The sequence below is a fragment of the Nocardia sp. NPDC051900 genome, assembly GCF_044452545.1.
GTDB classification, from domain to species: Bacteria; Actinomycetota; Actinomycetes; order Mycobacteriales; family Mycobacteriaceae; genus Nocardia; species Nocardia sichangensis.
Window position 1 is genome coordinate 320687 of record NZ_JBITBU010000007.1, and the last position, 16214, is coordinate 336900.

The window sequence follows — 16214 nt, forward strand, 5'->3', positions numbered from 1 at the left end:
GGGTCTCCCGGGCCGATTCGAACACCTCGCCTCCGGGGACCGCTTCACCTGAATCGGTCCCCGGTTGCTCGGCAAGCTCAGACGAATGCTCGTTCGATGATCGCGCCGGTGTCGACGCCGGTGGGCAGTGTGCCGAACGCGATGCCCCAGTCGTCGCCGAGCCGGGTCGCGCAGAACGCGTCGGCGACGGCGGGATGACCGTGCCGGACCAGCTGCGCGCCTTGCAGCACCAGCGCCATGAGTTCGACGACGCGCCTCGCGCGGTACTCGATGTCGTTGAGATCCGACAACTCCTTGCCGACCCGGGCGATCGCGTCGTCCAGGCGCGGATTCTCGCCCTTGGCGAGCGACACTTCGTTGAAGTACGCCTCGACCGTCTCAGGCTGACGCCCCATGGCACGCAGCGCGTCCAGCGCGGCGACATTGCCCGACCCCTCCCAGATCGACATCAGCGGCGCCTCCCGGTACAGCCGTGGCATACCGGATTCCTCGGCATATCCGTTGCCGCCGAAGCATTCCAGCGCCTCGGCCGCATGCGCGGGCGCCCGCTTGCACACCCAGTACTTGGTGACCGCGAGCGCGATGCGCCGCAGTGCCGCCTCGGCCGGATCGCCGCCCGCCCGGTCGGTGGCCCCGGCCAGGCGCATCATCACGGTGGTCGCGGCGTCGGACTCGATCACCAGGTCGGCCAGCACGTTGCGCATGGCGGGCTGGTCGATCAGCTCGGCGCCGAACACTTTCCGGTGCCGCGCGTGGTGCACCGCGTACACCGCGCCCGCCCGCATCCCGGTCGCGGAGCCGATCACGCAGTCCAGCCTGGTCATGTTCACCATCTCGATGATGGTCTTGACGCCCGCGCCCTCCGCGCCGACCAGCCAGCCCGAGGCGTTCTCGTACTCGATCTCCGAAGAGGCATTGGACTTGTTGCCCAGCTTGTCCTTCAGTCGCTGGATGCGGATCGGGTTGCGGGTGCCGTCCGGCAATACCCGGGGCAGCAGGAAACAGGACAGGCCGCCGGGCGCCTGCGCCAGGGTGAGGAACATGTCCGACATCGGCGCGGAGGTGAACCACTTGTGGCCGACGATCCGGTAGGAGCCGTCCGGCTGCGGCGTCGCGGTGGTCGTGTTGGCGCGCACGTCCGAGCCGCCCTGCTTCTCGGTCATCGACATGCCCGCGATCAGCCCGGCCTTGGTGGACGGCTCGCGCAACCCGAATTCGTAGACGCGGGAGCCGAGCAGCGGCTCGTATTTCGCCGCCAGTTCCCGGTTGTGCCGCAACGCGGGGACCACCGCGTAGGTCATCGAGATCGGGCACATGTGGCCCGCGTCGGCGGTGCCCCAGGTGTAGAACTTCGCCGCACGCGCCACGTGCGCGCCCGGCCGGTCGTCCAGCCACGGGGCTCCGTGCAGGCCGTGCTCGACGGCCACGCGCATCAGGTCGTGCCAGTGCGGATGGAACTCGACCTCATCGATGCGGTGCCCGTAACGGTCGTGCGTGCGCAGCACCGGCGGGTATTCGTTGGCCAGCCTGCCCCACTCCTGCGCCTGCGCGCCGCCTGCGAGCGCGCCCAGTTCTCGCACTTCGGCTTCCGCCCAGCCCGCCCCTTCCCGGTGCAAACCCTCGAGCAGCGCCGGATTGCGCGACACGTCGAACGGCACGATGTCGGGCACCTGGTTGAAGACTTCATGCGTCTGCATCTGACACTCCTGATTCCAGCCGGGCGCCACCCGCGCCCGGGTCGTCGCGCACGCCGAGTGCGCGCATCGCGAAAGCGGTGAGTTCGGGGACGACGGATTCGCCGTGCGGCGCGTCGGCGAGCGGCCCGACCAGCACCTCGCCGATGGCGCCGACCAACGCGGCCGCGCTGATCCTCGGGTCCTGCGGCGGGATCTCGCCCCGCGCGATGCCCTCGGCCACCGCCGATTCGAAGGTCTCGGCGAACGCCCGCCGGAAGTGCAGGCGTTCACTGTCCACGGCCGCGTCGACCGGCTCGGCGAGCAGCACGTAGGCCAGGTTCGGGTTCTTCAGCGCGCGGCCCGCGAAGGTCTCCACGGCCGCGGTGACCCGCTCGACGGCCGTTCCGAGCGCGCCCGCCGCGGCCACGGCGGCGACCTCGCGGGCGACCACCTTCCGGAACACCGCCCGCACCAACGCGGACTTGCCGTCGAAGTTCTTGTAGACGGTGCCGGTGGCCAAGCCCGCCTCGGTCGCGACCGCCGCCATGGACAGCGCGGCGTAGCCGCCGCGCGAAAGCACCTTCGTCGCGGCCTGCACGATCAGCCCCGCCTGAGCGTCCAGGCGGGCCTGCACAGCGGGAGTTCTGCGGTAGGCCACCCAAGAAGTGAAGCATGAATTCATTTCTTCACACAAGGGTGCTTTCACGGGCGTATGGTCGAGCGCGTGACGGTACTCATCGAACGCAACGGCCCTGTGACGACCGTGATCCTGCACCGGCCCGAAGCACGCAACGCCGTGGACGGGCCGACCGCCGCGGCGCTGGCCGACGCCTTCCGTGAGTTCGACGCCGACCCCGATGCGGCGGTCGCGGTGCTATGGGGCGACGGCGGCACCTTCTGCGCGGGAGCCGACCTGAAGGCACTCGGTACCGAGCGCTCCAACCGGGCCGCCGAGGACGGTGACGGCCCGATGGGACCGACCAGGATGCGGCTGTCCAAGCCGGTGATCGCCGCGGTCTCCGGCTACGCGGTGGCGGGCGGGCTCGAGCTCGCGTTGTGGTGCGATCTGCGGGTCGCCGAAGAGGACAGCACCTTCGGCGTCTTCTGCCGCCGCTGGGGCGTCCCGCTGATCGATGGCGGCACCGTCCGGCTGCCGCAGATCATCGGCGCGGGCCGCGCCATGGACCTGGTGCTCACCGGCCGCGCGGTGGACGCCGAGGAGGCGCTGCGAATCGGGCTGGTGAATCGCGTGGTGCCCGCCGGTGAAGCCCGCCGCGCGGCGGAGGCGCTTGCCGCCGAACTGGCCGCGCTGCCGCAGACCTGCCTGCGCTCGGACCGGATGTCGATGCTAGAGCAGGAGGGGATGACCGAGGAGTCCGCGCTGCGCAACGAATTCCGCCACGGGCTGACGGCGCTGGCCGGCGGCGCGCTGGACGGCGCGCAGCGCTTCGCGGCCGGCGCGGGCCGGCACGGCGCTCGCGCCTGAGCCCCATGGGCCGGCTGAGCGTCGTCGACGAGATCTTCCTGCGCGGCCACCGAGGGCTCGGCACGCCGATCGCCTTGCAGGGGCTGTGGCGGACAGCCGACCGGGTGGACCCCGCGCTGCTGGTGCGGGTGCACGAGGCGTTGCGGTCGGGCCCGTTGGGACGCAGAGTGGTTCGCCCGCGCGTGCCGGGAGCTCGCCGGGCCTGGCGGCCGAATGTCCGGGCGTATCCGATACGCCGCGCCGAGGGCGTCCTCCCGGTCGCGGACCTGCTCGGCTGGGCCGACGCGCAGGGCGCCGGGCTCGATCCGGAATACGGCCCGGGGTGGCGGCTTTCGACCGCGGCGCTGGATGACGGCGGTTCGGTCGTCTCCCTCACGTGCTCGCACGTGCTGGCCGACGGGCGCGCGCTGGTGCTCGCGGTGGACGACGCACTGGGCGGCGCTCGGGTACGTCCGGCGGATCTCTCCGCACGGGAATCGGATTGGGCCGACGCCCGCCGCCAGTGGTCGATCGTCCTGCGCGGTACCGCGGCGGCGCTGCGGCACGGAGTTCCGCGGCAACCCGCCGCGCCGAGCCGGGACGAGCGGACGCGCAGGGCCGACAACGCGACCCACAGCGCGATCCTGCAATGCCCGGCCGCGGAGTGGGATCGTGTGGCGGCGCGCGACGGCGGCACAGCCAACAGCCTGTTCATCCACCTCGTCGCGAGCGTGCTCTGGGACAGCGGGTTTCCCGGCGACACGATCGAGACCAGTCTGCCCGTCGACACCCGCGACGAACCCCGCGTCGACAACGATCTCGCCATGACGCGCATCGCGATCACCCGCGCCGACACCCCGGCGACAATCCGCGCGCTGGCCCGTTCCGCCTATGAGCACCGCATGTCCGCGCCGAACGACATGCCCGAAGAGCTCCTCCAGGTGATTCCGAACCGCTGGGCCTACGCACTGTCCAAAGGTGCGGGCGAACGGGACGTTTTGTGCTCCAATATCGGCACGCTTCCGGCCTCGTTGCTCGAACTCGGCCCACACCGCTGCACCGGCGTCGCCGCCCGCGCCATCCATCCCGGCCTCACCAGTTCGCGACTGCCCCGCACCCGACTCTCGGGCTACCTCTGCCGTATCGGCGACGACTACGTGCTCAGCCTGGTCTCCCTCGACCCGGAGCGGATCGAGTCCGCCGGTACGCTGCGCGAACTGGCGGTGCGCGCGATGAATTCCGCGGGCTTGCACGCCTCCGCGTGGTGAATCCCGCGAACTGACGCGCCGAGCCACGGGCGCGCCCGCCGAGCGGCGGGCATATCCACGGGCGCGCAGCCGACTCACGGATTTTCGCGCGGCGAGTTCACCCGACACGCGCAAAATTTCGGCGAACAGCGGTGAGTTTTGTCGACCTGGTATGAAATCCGATAGTTTCGCTCGCCGGTCACGGCGATTCGCGCGAATGCCGACGACCGCGATCGGTCGGGTCGGCCGACTCGCCGTGTCGGCAGGATCACCGTCGGCGGCGGCACTGCCCGATAAAGTCTGCGGCGTATGCCGAGCGAGGGCCGCGCCGACCCATTTGCCGTGCAAGTCCGTTTCGCGCAAGAAGTTCCGATTCCATCGATACTCGACTGGAGCATGATGAACCGAAGGCATTCACGTACTCTCGCCGCGATCATCGCGGTGGTTGTGACCGCTACCGGCGCTTTCGCTGTTTCCGATTCCGCAGCGGGCGCCGCGCCAGGAGAGATCAACGCCGGTGGACTGCATCTGATCGCGTCGGCGAACGCCAATAACTTCGCGGCCGCCGGTGACATCGCGCCGGGAATTCCGTTCGTGCACTCGGTGCGGGTGTCCGGAGACTTCTCGGTGTCTCTCGACGGCCCCACGGCGCTGCGCGGCGGAGAGATCGCCGTCGGATATCTGGTCGGCTGCGCGGTCGACATCTCCAACGGCATCTCGATCGGTATCTCACCCAGCGTCGGAATCAACGCCGGGATCGCGCCCTCCTTCGGCCTGGAGGGCTCCCTTACATTCGAGGCGCCCTCCCTGCAGATGAACATGCCCGATCAGCACATGATGATGCCCTCGCTGCAACTGATGGCGCCGCCGAGCGTCAGCGTCGGCGCCGCCGTCGCCATCCAGCCCAGTATCGGCGTCGAGGCGGGCGTCGCCGGCGAACTCGCGGTGAATCTTGCCCCCGGTTCGGTCACGGCGGCGGTGGTCGGCGCGGCGGAAATCGACGGGGAATCCGAATTCCCTTACACTTTCGCGCACACCAATACCCCGTTGAATGTCAGCGGTTGCCTTTCACCGGCCTCGGCCATGCCTTTTGTCACCGTGCGGGCCGATTCGAAAAGGGCAACCGCGCAAACGACCGGCTATGGCGCCGCGTTCTGGTTCTGACCGTCGCGCCGCACCAATCCGTCCAGCAGCGCGCGCAGTCCCCAGTCGAACTGCGCGTCCGAGATCCACTGCGCCAGCACGGCGGCACTCGCCCGGGTGCGCGGCCAACGATCACCGTCGACGGTGTCGAACGCGGCCGCGCGCCCGGCGATCCGCTCGGATTCCGGCGCCAGCGGTGGTGTTCCGTCGGTTTCCGCGACCTCCATGGCGAGCGAGCCGATGACCTGGACCATCACGGCGTAGGCCGCGCGGGCGCAGTCCTCCTCGGAGAGGCCGGTTCTGGCCAGACAGTTCAGCAACGCCTCCCCGACGTCTCGTGCGGCGTCGCCGTCCATGGGCGCGCTCATCATCAACCCCGCCACCGCGGGATGTCTCCGCACCTCGGTTCGTAGTCCACGGGCGAATTCCAGGACGGCCGCGCGGGGTTCGACGCCCGGGTCGGCGAGCACGGCGACCGGCACCGCTCCGAGCACCCGTTCGACCACCGCGCGCTCCAGGTCGGCCCGGCTCGCGACGTAGGTGTAGATCGCGTTCGGATTCACGCCCAGCCGAGTCGCGACCGATCGGATCGACACCGCGGCGACACCGCCCTCGTCCATGAGTTCCATGGCGGCATCGACGATCTGCGTGTCGCTGAACGCCCGTCGCTCGGACCTGGTCCTGCGTTCCCCTGGTGTTGACTTCGCCGTTGCCACGCAGTTGACTGTACCCCGTACAGCTACCTGTACCCCGTACAGCCAGAATTGAGACGCCATGCCCGCACGCCCCTGGCCCGCCATCGCCCTGCTGGTGGCCGCGCCGATCACCCTGAACGTCGCTTTCGCCGGACTCGGCTCGACCTTCGACTATCCGCACGTGTTACGCGAACCCGCGGCCGAAGTGCTCGCCCTGTTCCGGCACAACCAAACCGCCGTCGTCGCCTGGTTCGTCGTGCTGGCCGTCGCAGCCGCCGCACTGGCGCCGCTGGCGGTTCTGATCGGCAAGCTGGACCGCACACCGGCCATGCGCGCCGCCGTCGCGGCGGGCGTCGCGGCCGCCGCCGTGCAGGCGATCGGCTTGCTGCGCTGGCCCGTCGCGGTTCCGGCGCTGGCGGCGCGGGCCGCCGAGGAAGGCCCCAGCTCCCCGGCCGTGCGCACTTTCGAGGCGCTGGGCGCGGTGCTCGGCACCGGCCTCGGCGAAACGGCCGGATACACCCTCACCGCCGCGTGGACGGCCTTGGTCGCCATCGCGTTGCGGCACAGAATGCCCGCGGCGTGGAGCGTGCTCGGTTACGTCTGCGCCGTCCTGGTGCTCAGCGGAGTACTCGTCCCGCTGGACATCCCGCTCATGGCGCAGACCAACTTCGTGGGCTATGTGCTGTGGAGCCTCTGGCTGCTGGCCTTCGCGGCGCTGCTCGCCTGCCGCCCATCCGCCTCGGCGGCCCGCCACGAGTCCACGCCCGCGCAGCGGATCGACGCGCCGCACCCGCTGTGACGCGCACGAAAACGCGAGCGGCCGTTCACGCTCAGCGGTCGATCTCGCCGCCACCTCCGGACTCGTGCTCGTCGTCCACACCCCACAAGTGGTCAGCGGACGGAGGCCGAGCGCTCCAGGACGTCCGCGGGGACCGGGACGCCGGGGTCCAGGTCCGTGGAGTCGATCGGGGCGTCCCACATCTGGCGCAGCGGGAGGACACCTGCCCACACGCCGCCGTTGTCGATGTCCGACGGGTCGTCCTTCGGGCCGCCAGCACGGACCTTCACCGATGCCTCGGTGAGGTCGAGAGCGAGCACCTTCGTGGCGGCGAGCTCCTTCTTGCTCGGGGGCCGCACGCGCGACCACGCGCCCGGTGCGGCGTGCTCGACGATCACGCGCAGCCCGTGCAGGCGTTCGTCGTGCTCGGTCACCTCCCGCGCCCGGCCGAGCACGACCGCGGAGCGGTAGTTCATCGAGAAGTGCATGGCCGAACGCGCGTAGACCACGCCGTCGACCAAGGTCACCGCCACCGAGACGTCGGCGGCGAGCGCCGCGCGCAGGTTTCCCGCGCCGGTGGAGCCGTGCAGGTAGAGCGTGTCGCCGTCGCGGCCGTAGGCGGTCGGCAGCACGACCGGCGTGCCGCCGAGCAGCACACCGAAGTGGCAGATCAGCCCGGCGTCGAGCACCGCGTCCAAGTCGGCGCGATCGGTGCGGGCACGGTCGGTCAGCCGGGTCGGCGTGCTGCGCGGCGTCGGCGAGAGGGGAGCCCGTGGGCTGACTGTTTCGGTCATGAACCCAGCATCGATCCGCTAATGGCATTATCAAAGTGCCAATTCAAATGATTCTCAGCAGTCCACTTCGAGGAGGAGCCGTGCTGGACGACCTTCCCCTCGACCTCGATCGCGACCTGGCGCGACCGCTGTCGGTGCAGATCGCCGACCAACTGCGCCGCGCGGCGACCAGCGGGCCGCTGCGCGGCGGCGACCGGTTGCCGTCCACTCGCGCGCTGGCCGGGCGGCTCGGCGTGAGCCGCACCGTGGTCGCCGCCGCCTACGACCAATTGCACGCGGAGGGCTGGCTCGACGGCAGACGCGGCTCCGGAACCTACCTGACGACCGCACCGGCCGCCGCGCCCGCGCGCACCGACCCCGTGGACGACACCGACGCCGCGCCGCAGCTGTTCGACCTCGCCCCCGGTGCGCCGTGCGTCGACGCCATCGATCCGGCCGCATGGCGCCGCGCCTGGCGCGCCGCGGCGGACCACCCCCCGCTCGTGCGCAAGGACCGCGCGGGCGAACCGGAGTTCCGCACGGCGGTCACCGAGCATCTGCTGCGCCACCGCGGGATCGGCGCGGGCAGCGACACCGTGCTGCTCGCGACGGCGGGAACCAGTTCCGCCGTAGGCGAATTGGCCGTGGCGCTGCTGCGGCCGGGCGATGCCGTCGCCATGGAGGATCCCGGCTATCAGCGCGCCGCAGGGGCATTCGCGGCGGCCGGTCTCGAGGTCGTCCCGGTTCCCGTCGACGCGCACGGACTGCGCGTCGACGCGCTGCCGTCTCGGATCAAAGCGGTGTACTGCACTCCGGCGCATCAATTCCCACTCGGCGCGCGGATGCCCGCGGCGCGACGGGTCGAGCTGGTGGAGCATGCGCGCCGCTCCGGGACCTTGGTCATCGAGGACGACTACGACGGCGAATTGCGCTACGACACCGCGCCGCTGCCGCTGCTGGCCACCATGGCTCCGGACGTCGTCGTCCACCTGGGCACGACTAGCAAGATCCTGTCCCCCAGTCTCGGTGTCGGCTGGTTGCTCGCCGCTCCGGAGATAGCCGGGGCGGTGCTCGCCCACCGCGAGCGCACCGGCACCGGCCCGAGCACGGCGGGCCAGCGCGTGCTCGCCGCTTTCGCCGCACACGGCGATCTGGCCAGGCACCTGCGCAGGCTGCGCCGCATGCTGCCGCCGCGCAGGGCGCTGGTGGTGACCGAACTGCGCCGCCGCGGACTCGGCGTGCTCGGCGACGACGCGGGTTCGCACGTCGTCGTGCCGGTGGAGTCGGCAGAGGACGAGCTGCGCGTGGTCGCGGAAGGCCTGGCGCACGGTGTCGCGCTGGACGGGTTGGCCAGACATCACCTCGGATCGCGCCGGGACCACTTCGGCGTCGCGCTCGGCTACACGGCGCTGTCCTGGCCGGAACTCGCCGCGGCCGTCCCGAAGGCCGCCGCGTGCCTCGTCCGGCCGTAGCATGGTCGGGGTCAGCGAACAGGCCCGGAGGCGGCAGCGCAGCGTGATCACGCGGAGCCCCGCACATGCCGGAAAGGACGGACCATGAGCGAACAGGACATCTTGGCGCGGATCAAGGAACTGGTCGACCAGGAGCACCAGCTGCGCTCGCAGGCGACTCGCGGCGAATTGGACCCGAGGACCGAACGCCAGCGCCTGGCCGAACTGGAAGTGATGCTGGATCAGGCCTGGGACCTGCTCCGTCACCGCCGGGCGCGGATCGATCAGGGCCAATCCCCGGACGCGGTCCAAGCCAATACGGTCTCGCAGGTCGAGGGCTACCTGCAGTAGGCGCGGGCGATGTCGAGCACACCGACCGACTACGACGTCATCGTGATCGGCGGCGGACCGGCGGGCGAGAACGCCGCCGCCTACGCCGTCGCGGGCAGCGACCGCACGGCCGCCATCGTGGAGCGTGAACTCATCGGCGGCGAATGTTCCTATTGGGCCTGCGTCCCGAGCAAAGCGCTGTTGCGACCGGGCCACGTCCTGGCGGCCGCGCGGGCGATGCCGGGCGTTTCGGCCACCGGCCTCGACGTCGAGGCGGTGCTGCGGCGGCGCGACGCCTTCGTGCACGACCATGACGATTCCGCCCAGGTCGACTGGGCGCGCGGCAACCACATCGACGTCGTTCGCGGCACCGGCCGCCTGACCGGCACGCGCTCGGTCGAGGTCGACGGGCGGCAGTTGCGCGCCCGGCATGCCGTGGTGCTCGCCACCGGCACCACCGCGAACGTGCCCGATGTGCCCGGCCTGCGCGCCGCGCTGCCGTGGACCTCCCGCGACGCCACCAATCTGCACGAGGTCCCGCGCCGGGTCGCCGTGGTCGGCGGCGGCGTGGTGGCCAGTGAGGCGGCGACCTGGCTGGCCGCGCTCGGGGCCGAGGTCACCCTGCTGGTGCGCGGCTCGGCGCTGCTGGCCGCCAACGAGCCGTTCGCGGGCGAACGGGTGGCGGCGGCGCTGACCGACGCGGGCGTGCGAGTGCGTTTCCGCACCGAGCCCACCTCCGTCGAGCGCCCGGTCGCGAAGGACACCGGTGAAGGCCGGATCCACGGCGGTCCCGTCACGGTCCGGTTGCGCGGTCCCGAAGGCGAGTCGGCGCTGGAGGTGGACGAGATCGTGGTGGCGGCCGGACGCGCACCCGCCACGAAAGGGCTGGGCTTGGACGCGGTCGGGCTGTCCGATGGTTACATCGCGGTCGACGACCACCTCACCGCGCGCGATGTCGAGGGCGAGTGGCTGTATGTGGTCGGCGACCTCAACCACCGCGCCGCGCTCACGCACATGGGCAAGTACCAGGGTCGGGTGTGCGGCGACGTGATCGCCGCGCGGGCCGAGGGCAAGCCGCTGGAGGATCCGCGGTTCGTGGCGAGTTCCGATCACGGCAAGGTGCCGCAAGTGGTGTTCACCGCGCCGGAGGTCGCGGCGGTCGGCCTGACCGAGGCGGTGGCCAGGGACGCGGGGCACTCGGTGGAGACCGTCGAACTCGACATCGACGTGGCCGGGTCGGCGTTGTCCCGGGACGACTACGCGGGCCACGCGAAACTGGTGATCGACCGCGCCACCGACACGCTGCTCGGCGCCACCTTCGTGGGGCCCGACGTGGGCGAGCAATTGCACGCGGCGACGATCGCCGTGGTCGGCGGGGTGCCGCTGTCCACCCTCTGGCACGCCGTGCCAGCTTTCCCTGCGGTCAGCGAGTTCTGGCTGCGCCTGTTGGAGGCGCGGCGCGCGTAGCTACCATTTCTAAATGGTGGCAACAACGGATATCGCGACCGCCGACGGAGTCGTCCGCGGTCGCCGGGGCCGCCGCGTCCTGCGCTGGCGGTCCATTCCCTACGCGGCTCCTCCCATCGGATACCTGCGGTTTCGCGCTCCGCAGCCGGTCGAACCCTGGTCCGGCGTTCGGGCGGCGACGGACTTCACCTCCGCGGCCATGCAGCATCGCTCCGGGGCGCGGATCGGGCCGCGCGCCTATCAGCCGACCAGCGAGGACGCGTTGACACTCAATGTCACCATGCCCGCGACACCGGCGGCGAGCCCGCGCCCGGTGCTGGTCTTCATCCACGGCGGCGGCTATCTCATCGGAACCTCCGCGCTCGGGCTGTACTCCGGCGCGCGACTGGCGCTGCGTGGCGACGTGGTGGTGGTCTCGCTGAACTACCGGCTGGGCGCGTTCGGCTACGTGGACTTCAGCGAATTCGGCACCGCGCAGGAACCGTTCGACTCGAACCTCGGCTTGCGTGACCAGCTCGCCGCGCTGGAGTGGGTGCGCACCAATATCGCGGCCTTCGGCGGCGATCCGGGCAACGTGACGATCTTCGGCGAGTCGGCCGGGGCGCACGCCGTACTCGGTCTCCTGGCCACACCGAAAGCCAAAGGGCTTTTCCATCAAGCCATTTCCCAGAGCCCACCCGCGGACTGGGCAGTGACCGCCGAGGAAGCCCGCGGCTTCGCGCGCCGCTGCGTCGCCGCGCTGGGCGCCACGCCGGACACCGCGCACACCGCCCTGCGCACGGCAGGCGCCAACGACATCCGCCGCGCGGTCGACCGCACCATCGGCCAGGTGGTGCGGGAACAGCCCGGCGCCTTTCCGGTGTGCCCGGTCGTGGACGGCGAGTTCCTGCCGGTTTCCCCGGTCGACGCGATCACCGACGGCTCCGCGCACCGGGTGCCGCTGATCATCGGCACCAACCGCGACGAGGGCACGCTGTTCGCCAGGTTCGCCGACGAACTGCCCACCACCCCGGACCGGCTGCGCTCGGCGCTCGGTAACTCCACCGAGGCGGAGTCCAGGATCAAGGCGGCGTATCCCGGCTATCCCCAGCCGAAGGCCGCGGTGCGGGCGGGTGGCGACTACACCTTCTGGCGTCCTTCGGTGACGGTCATGGAAGGTCACAGCAGGCACGCGCCGACCTACGCCTACCGTTACGACTTCGCCCCGCGCGCCCTGCAACTCGCCGGGATCGGCGCCACGCACGCGACCGATCTCGTTCCGGTCTTCGGCGTGACGGATACTCCGATCGGCCGGGCCTTCACCGCCGCGGGCGGCAGGCGCGGACTGCGGGCGGTCACCGAGCAGTTCCAGGACAACTGGCTGGCTTTCGCGCGCACCGGAACTCCGCTGCCATCCTGGCCCGCTTACACGGAGGCCCGCAGGTCCACCCTGATCATCGACTACCCCACGCGCGTGGAACACGACCCGGACCGGGAGAAACGACTCGCCTGGCAGGGCGTGCGGGTCCCGACGCTGACCTGAGCCGGGCCGCTACTTCAGCAAGCGCGACATCCGCCGGTCCGCGAGGATCTTGCCGCCGGTCTGACAGGTGGGGCAGTACTGGAAGGACCGTTCGGCGTAGGAGACCTCGCGGACCGTGTCGCCGCAGACCGGGCAGGGTTGCCCGGTCCGCGCGTGCACCCGCATACCGGAGCGCTTCTCGCCTTTGAGGCGGGCGGCGTCCTGGCCGACCGAGCGTTGCACCGCGTCGGTGAGCACCGTGCGCATGGCGGTGTACAGCTCGGCCATCTTGTCCGCCGGGAGGGTCTTGGTGTTCGCGAACGGCGAGATCCGCGCCGTATGCAGGATCTCGTCGGAGTAGGCGTTGCCGACGCCCGCCAGCAGCGCTTGGTCCACGAGCGCGGTCTTGATCCGCTGGGAGGTGCCGTGCAGGATCTCGGCGAACTGCGCCTCGGTCACCTCCAGCGCGTCGGGGCCCAGGCGCGCGATACCGGGCACCGCCTTCGGGTCCGCCACCACGTACACCGCGAGCCGCTTCTTCGTGCCGGCCTCGGTGAGGTCGAACGCGGGTGTCGCCCCTTCGGGCGTGAAGAAGTGCACCCGCAGCGCCAGCGGGCTCTTGCCGCCCGGCTTGGGCGGCGTCGGGCTCGGCTCATCGATCCAGCGCAGCCATCCACCCCGCGACAGGTGCGTGACCAGCCACAGCCCGTCGCATTCCATGCCGAGGAATTTGCCCCAGCGCCCCGCGCCGGTGACGTCTCGACCGGACAACGCGGTGACCGGGGGCTCGAATGTCTTGACGGCGCTCAACGCGGCCACGTCGACGCGGCCGACCACGGCGCCGACCGCATGCTCCCGGAGGAACTGAGCCAACGCCTCCACTTCCGGTAGCTCAGGCACGGGGTTCAGACTACCCAGCCCTACCGACAACCTGCCGGTTCTCACACGGCAGCGGGCGGATCACTCCCCGCGCGGCGCAGCAGATAGATGTCCATGATCCAGCCCTTCCGGTCGCGCAACTCGGCGCGACGGCGCACGATCTCCTCGGCCACTTCCGACAGCGGCCCCTCGATCAACGTCTCGTCCGGCATGCCGAGGTAGGCGCCCCACCAGATGTGCACGTCGGGGGCCGAGATCGTGGTGAACGAGCAGTCGCCGTCCAGCATCACCAAGGCGTTCTCCGCGCCGAGTCCCTCGTCACGCAGGCGACGGCCGGTGGTGATGCGTACCGGCTCACCGATGCCGTGCAGCACGATCCGATGCCGGGCGGCCAGGGCCTGCGCGCTGGTGATGCCGGGAATCACCTCGTAGTCGAAACGCACCACGCCGCGAGCGAGCACCCGCTCGATCATCCGCAGCGTGCTGTCGTAGAGCGCGGGATCACCCCAGACCAGGATGCCGCCGACGCCGTCGGCCGCGGCGAACGCCGATTCCAGCAGCGCCGAGCGGCGATCGTGCCAGTCGTCGACCACGTCCACGTAGTCGGCGGGCGTGCGGTCCCGCGGCGGGTCGGCGATCGGCACGATCCGGTACGGCCGATCCATGTGTTCGGTCAGGATCGCCGTCCGCACGTCGACCAGTTCCCGCTTGGCCTCCCCCTTGCCGATGACGAAGAACGTCTCGACCTGCCGCATCGCCTTGACCGCCTGCACGGTGACCTGGTCGGGGTCGCCTGCACCGATGCCGATCACGTAGAGCTTGCGCATGGGCTCGAGCTTGCCAGGGCCACGGCGGGCCACCGTCGTCAGGCGTGGCCAGGGACGCGCCCGATCGGCTCGCCGAGTGTGCGAGCACGAAGACTAGAGTTGCCAGACGTGGCTCATGACGCGCTCGATCCGGCATCGGCTCCCGACACCCAGTACGAGGACCTGTTGCGACTGGTGCTGACGTCCGGCACGAAGAAAGCCGATCGCACCGGCACCGGAACGCGCAGCGTCTTCGGCCACCAGTTGCGCTACGACCTCGCGGCGGGCTTCCCGCTGATCACCACGAAGAAGGTCCACCTCAAGTCGATCGTCTACGAGTTGCTGTGGTTCCTGCGCGGCGACTCCAACATCGGCTGGCTGCGCGAGCACGGCGTCTCCATCTGGGACGAATGGGCCGACGCCGACGGCGAACTCGGCCCGGTCTACGGCGTGCAGTGGCGGTCGTGGCCCGCGCCGGACGGAACGCACATCGACCAGATCTCCCAGGTGCTGCACACGCTGCGCACCAACCCCGACTCCCGGCGCATCATCGTCTCGGCGTGGAACGTCGCCGACCTGGACAAGATGGCGCTGGCGCCCTGCCACGCGTTCTTCCAGTTCCACGTGGCCGACGGGAAGCTGTCCTGCCAGCTCTACCAGCGCAGCGCCGACCTGTTCCTCGGCGTGCCGTTCAACATCGCCAGCTACGCCCTGCTCACCCACATGGTCGCCCAGCAGACCGAGCTGACGCCCGGTGACTTCATCTGGACCGGCGGGGACTGCCACATCTACGACAACCACCTGGACCAGGTCGCCGAGCAACTCGCCCGCGACCCCTACCCGTTTCCCACGCTGCGGCTGCATCCCGCGCCGACGCTGTTCGACTACCGCTACGAGGACGTCGAGGTGATCGACTACCGGCACCATCCGGCCATCAAGGCCCCGGTGGCGGTGTGAGCGAGCGGACGGTCGGGCTGATCTGGGCGCAGACCCTGGACGGGGTGATCGGGTCCGGCAACACCATTCCCTGGCGGCTGCCGGAGGACATGGCGCACTTCAAGGACGTCACCTGGGGACATCCCGTGGTGATGGGCCGACGGACCTGGGATTCGCTGCCGCCGCGGTTCCGGCCGCTGGCGGGGCGGCGCAATATCGTGGTGACCAGGCAGCCGGACTGGTCGGCCGAAGGCGCCGAGCGGGCGTCGTCGGTGCCGGAGGCGCTGGCCAAGTGCGCCCCGGACGCGGTCTGGGTGGCCGGTGGCGGCGAGATCTACCGCGCCGCACTCGAGTTCGCGACCGACCTGCGCGTCACCGAGATCGATACCGCGGTCGAGGGCGACGCCTTCGCGCCGTCGATCGGACCGCAGTGGCGGCCCGACGACCCGGAGCCGTGGCGCACCTCGGCCACCGGCCTGCGCTACCGCATCCGGCACTACACCCGGCGGCCCGCTTAGCGCGCCACGCCAAGAGGCTCCGCGAACGCCGCCCTTACGGGCGGGGACGGTCGAACCCGGCCCGCGCCGCGACGGACTCGGGCATACTCCTCGATATGCGGGCGGCCGGACCCGCGTCCGGTCGCCCGCCTCGAGCCGTTGCCACCAGCCCGGCACCGGCTGTGGTGCTCTGCGAAAGGCGGTCCATGGAAAAGAAATCGCTGACTGCGGTAGCGCGCCAGCAACTGAAGCTGGCCGCCCTCGCCACGAGCGGGCGCAGTTCACAGACAATCTATGGCGGCCACACGCATACGCTGCGGCAAACGGTGGTCGGCCTGATCGCCGGGCACAGCCTGGCCGAACACGACAACACCGGCGAAGCCACGTTGCAGGTGCTCAGCGGCACCCTGGTGCTGCTCAGCGGCGCCAACGAATGGAAAGGCTCCGAGGGCGACCTGATCGTGATACCGAAGGCGCGCCACAGCGTCAAGGCGATCGACGACGTCGCGTTCCTGCTGACGGTGGCGATGTAGCCACCACGATGCGGGTCCGTAGCCCGGCCGGACCGGT

Annotated in this window: 17 protein-coding genes; 11 read left to right on the forward strand and 6 right to left on the reverse strand. The window is 70.7% G+C overall.

What is annotated here, in order from left to right:
* Positions 1 to 77: 77 nt before the first annotated feature.
* Both ACIA5H_RS14510 and ACIA5H_RS14515 read right to left on the reverse strand, forming a co-directional pair.
* Positions 78 to 1697 (reverse strand): acyl-CoA dehydrogenase family protein, encoded by a 1620-nt coding sequence (locus ACIA5H_RS14510; protein ID WP_364428727.1) that lies wholly within the window; start codon positions 1695 to 1697, stop codon positions 78 to 80.
* Positions 1684 to 2334, reverse strand: a complete 651-nt coding sequence (locus ACIA5H_RS14515) for a TetR/AcrR family transcriptional regulator (RefSeq protein ID WP_379250710.1) — start codon at positions 2332 to 2334, stop codon at positions 1684 to 1686. Before ACIA5H_RS14515 ends, ACIA5H_RS14510 begins: the two co-directional genes overlap by 14 nt.
* 54 nt (positions 2335 to 2388) lie before the next feature.
* Here ACIA5H_RS14515 and ACIA5H_RS14520 point away from each other — a divergent pair, with 54 nt between their 5' ends.
* From ACIA5H_RS14520 to ACIA5H_RS14530, 3 genes are all read left to right on the forward strand, one after another.
* The gene (locus ACIA5H_RS14520; RefSeq protein WP_397076394.1) at positions 2389 to 3162 is read left to right on the forward strand and encodes a crotonase/enoyl-CoA hydratase family protein; all 774 of its coding nucleotides are present in this window, start codon (positions 2389 to 2391) and stop codon (positions 3160 to 3162) included.
* A gap of 5 nt (positions 3163 to 3167) precedes the next feature.
* Positions 3168 to 4409, forward strand: a complete 1242-nt coding sequence (locus ACIA5H_RS14525) for a hypothetical protein (protein WP_397076396.1) — start codon at positions 3168 to 3170, stop codon at positions 4407 to 4409.
* A gap of 375 nt (positions 4410 to 4784) precedes the next feature.
* Positions 4785 to 5552 (forward strand): MspA family porin, encoded by a 768-nt coding sequence (locus ACIA5H_RS14530; protein WP_397076398.1) that lies wholly within the window; start codon positions 4785 to 4787, stop codon positions 5550 to 5552.
* On the opposite strand, the gene ACIA5H_RS14535 is transcribed toward ACIA5H_RS14530, so the two are convergent.
* Positions 5528 to 6247 (reverse strand): TetR/AcrR family transcriptional regulator, encoded by a 720-nt coding sequence (locus ACIA5H_RS14535; protein WP_379250703.1) that lies wholly within the window; start codon positions 6245 to 6247, stop codon positions 5528 to 5530. The genes ACIA5H_RS14530 and ACIA5H_RS14535 overlap by 25 nt on opposite strands.
* Before the next feature lie 58 nt (positions 6248 to 6305).
* Between ACIA5H_RS14535 and ACIA5H_RS14540 the strand changes: the two genes are divergently transcribed.
* Entirely contained in the window at positions 6306 to 7025 is a 720-nt protein-coding gene (locus tag ACIA5H_RS14540; RefSeq protein ID WP_397076401.1) for a DUF4386 family protein, read from the forward strand.
* 92 nt (positions 7026 to 7117) lie between these two features.
* On the opposite strand, the gene ACIA5H_RS14545 is transcribed toward ACIA5H_RS14540, so the two are convergent.
* Positions 7118 to 7798: a pyridoxamine 5'-phosphate oxidase family protein gene (locus tag ACIA5H_RS14545; RefSeq protein WP_397076403.1), complete on the reverse strand. Its 681-nt coding sequence runs from the start codon at positions 7796 to 7798 to the stop codon at positions 7118 to 7120.
* Between the two features lie 80 nt (positions 7799 to 7878).
* On the opposite strand from ACIA5H_RS14545, the gene ACIA5H_RS14550 reads away from it, so the two are divergent.
* The 4 genes from ACIA5H_RS14550 (at position 7879) to ACIA5H_RS14565 (ending at position 12547) form a co-directional block, all read left to right on the forward strand.
* Positions 7879 to 9249, forward strand: a complete 1371-nt coding sequence (locus ACIA5H_RS14550) for a PLP-dependent aminotransferase family protein (protein ID WP_397076405.1) — start codon at positions 7879 to 7881, stop codon at positions 9247 to 9249.
* Positions 9250 to 9333: 84 nt separating this feature from the next.
* Positions 9334 to 9579 carry a DUF2630 family protein gene (locus tag ACIA5H_RS14555; protein ID WP_355074698.1) on the forward strand — a complete coding sequence of 82 codons (246 nt, stop codon included), beginning with the start codon at positions 9334 to 9336 and terminating at the stop codon, positions 9577 to 9579.
* Positions 9580 to 9588: 9 nt separating this feature from the next.
* Positions 9589 to 11025 (forward strand): dihydrolipoyl dehydrogenase family protein, encoded by a 1437-nt coding sequence (locus ACIA5H_RS14560; protein ID WP_397076408.1) that lies wholly within the window; start codon positions 9589 to 9591, stop codon positions 11023 to 11025.
* Between the two features lie 13 nt (positions 11026 to 11038).
* Positions 11039 to 12547 (forward strand): carboxylesterase/lipase family protein, encoded by a 1509-nt coding sequence (locus ACIA5H_RS14565; RefSeq protein WP_397076410.1) that lies wholly within the window; start codon positions 11039 to 11041, stop codon positions 12545 to 12547.
* A 9-nt stretch (positions 12548 to 12556) separates the two neighbouring features.
* On the opposite strand, the gene ACIA5H_RS14570 is transcribed toward ACIA5H_RS14565, so the two are convergent.
* Both ACIA5H_RS14570 and cobF read right to left on the reverse strand, forming a co-directional pair.
* Positions 12557 to 13426 carry an Fpg/Nei family DNA glycosylase gene (locus ACIA5H_RS14570; protein WP_397076412.1) on the reverse strand — a complete coding sequence of 290 codons (870 nt, stop codon included), beginning with the start codon at positions 13424 to 13426 and terminating at the stop codon, positions 12557 to 12559.
* Between the two features lie 41 nt (positions 13427 to 13467).
* Entirely contained in the window at positions 13468 to 14232 is a 765-nt protein-coding gene (gene cobF, locus ACIA5H_RS14575) for a precorrin-6A synthase (deacetylating) (protein ID WP_397076414.1), read from the reverse strand.
* A gap of 108 nt (positions 14233 to 14340) precedes the next feature.
* Between cobF and ACIA5H_RS14580 the strand changes: the two genes are divergently transcribed.
* The 3 genes from ACIA5H_RS14580 to ACIA5H_RS14590 all read left to right on the forward strand — a co-directional run bounded on the left by ACIA5H_RS14580 (position 14341) and on the right by ACIA5H_RS14590 (position 16177).
* On the forward strand, positions 14341 to 15168 hold the full coding sequence (locus ACIA5H_RS14580; protein WP_397076416.1) for a thymidylate synthase: 828 nt from the start codon (positions 14341 to 14343) through the stop codon (positions 15166 to 15168).
* Positions 15165 to 15665, forward strand: coding sequence for a dihydrofolate reductase (locus tag ACIA5H_RS14585; protein ID WP_355074710.1), 501 nt, complete (start codon positions 15165 to 15167; stop codon positions 15663 to 15665). The genes ACIA5H_RS14580 and ACIA5H_RS14585 overlap by 4 nt, the downstream gene beginning before the upstream one ends.
* 185 nt (positions 15666 to 15850) lie before the next feature.
* Positions 15851 to 16177, forward strand: a complete 327-nt coding sequence (locus tag ACIA5H_RS14590; protein ID WP_356963798.1) for a cupin domain-containing protein — start codon at positions 15851 to 15853, stop codon at positions 16175 to 16177.
* Positions 16178 to 16214: the final 37 nt, after the last annotated feature.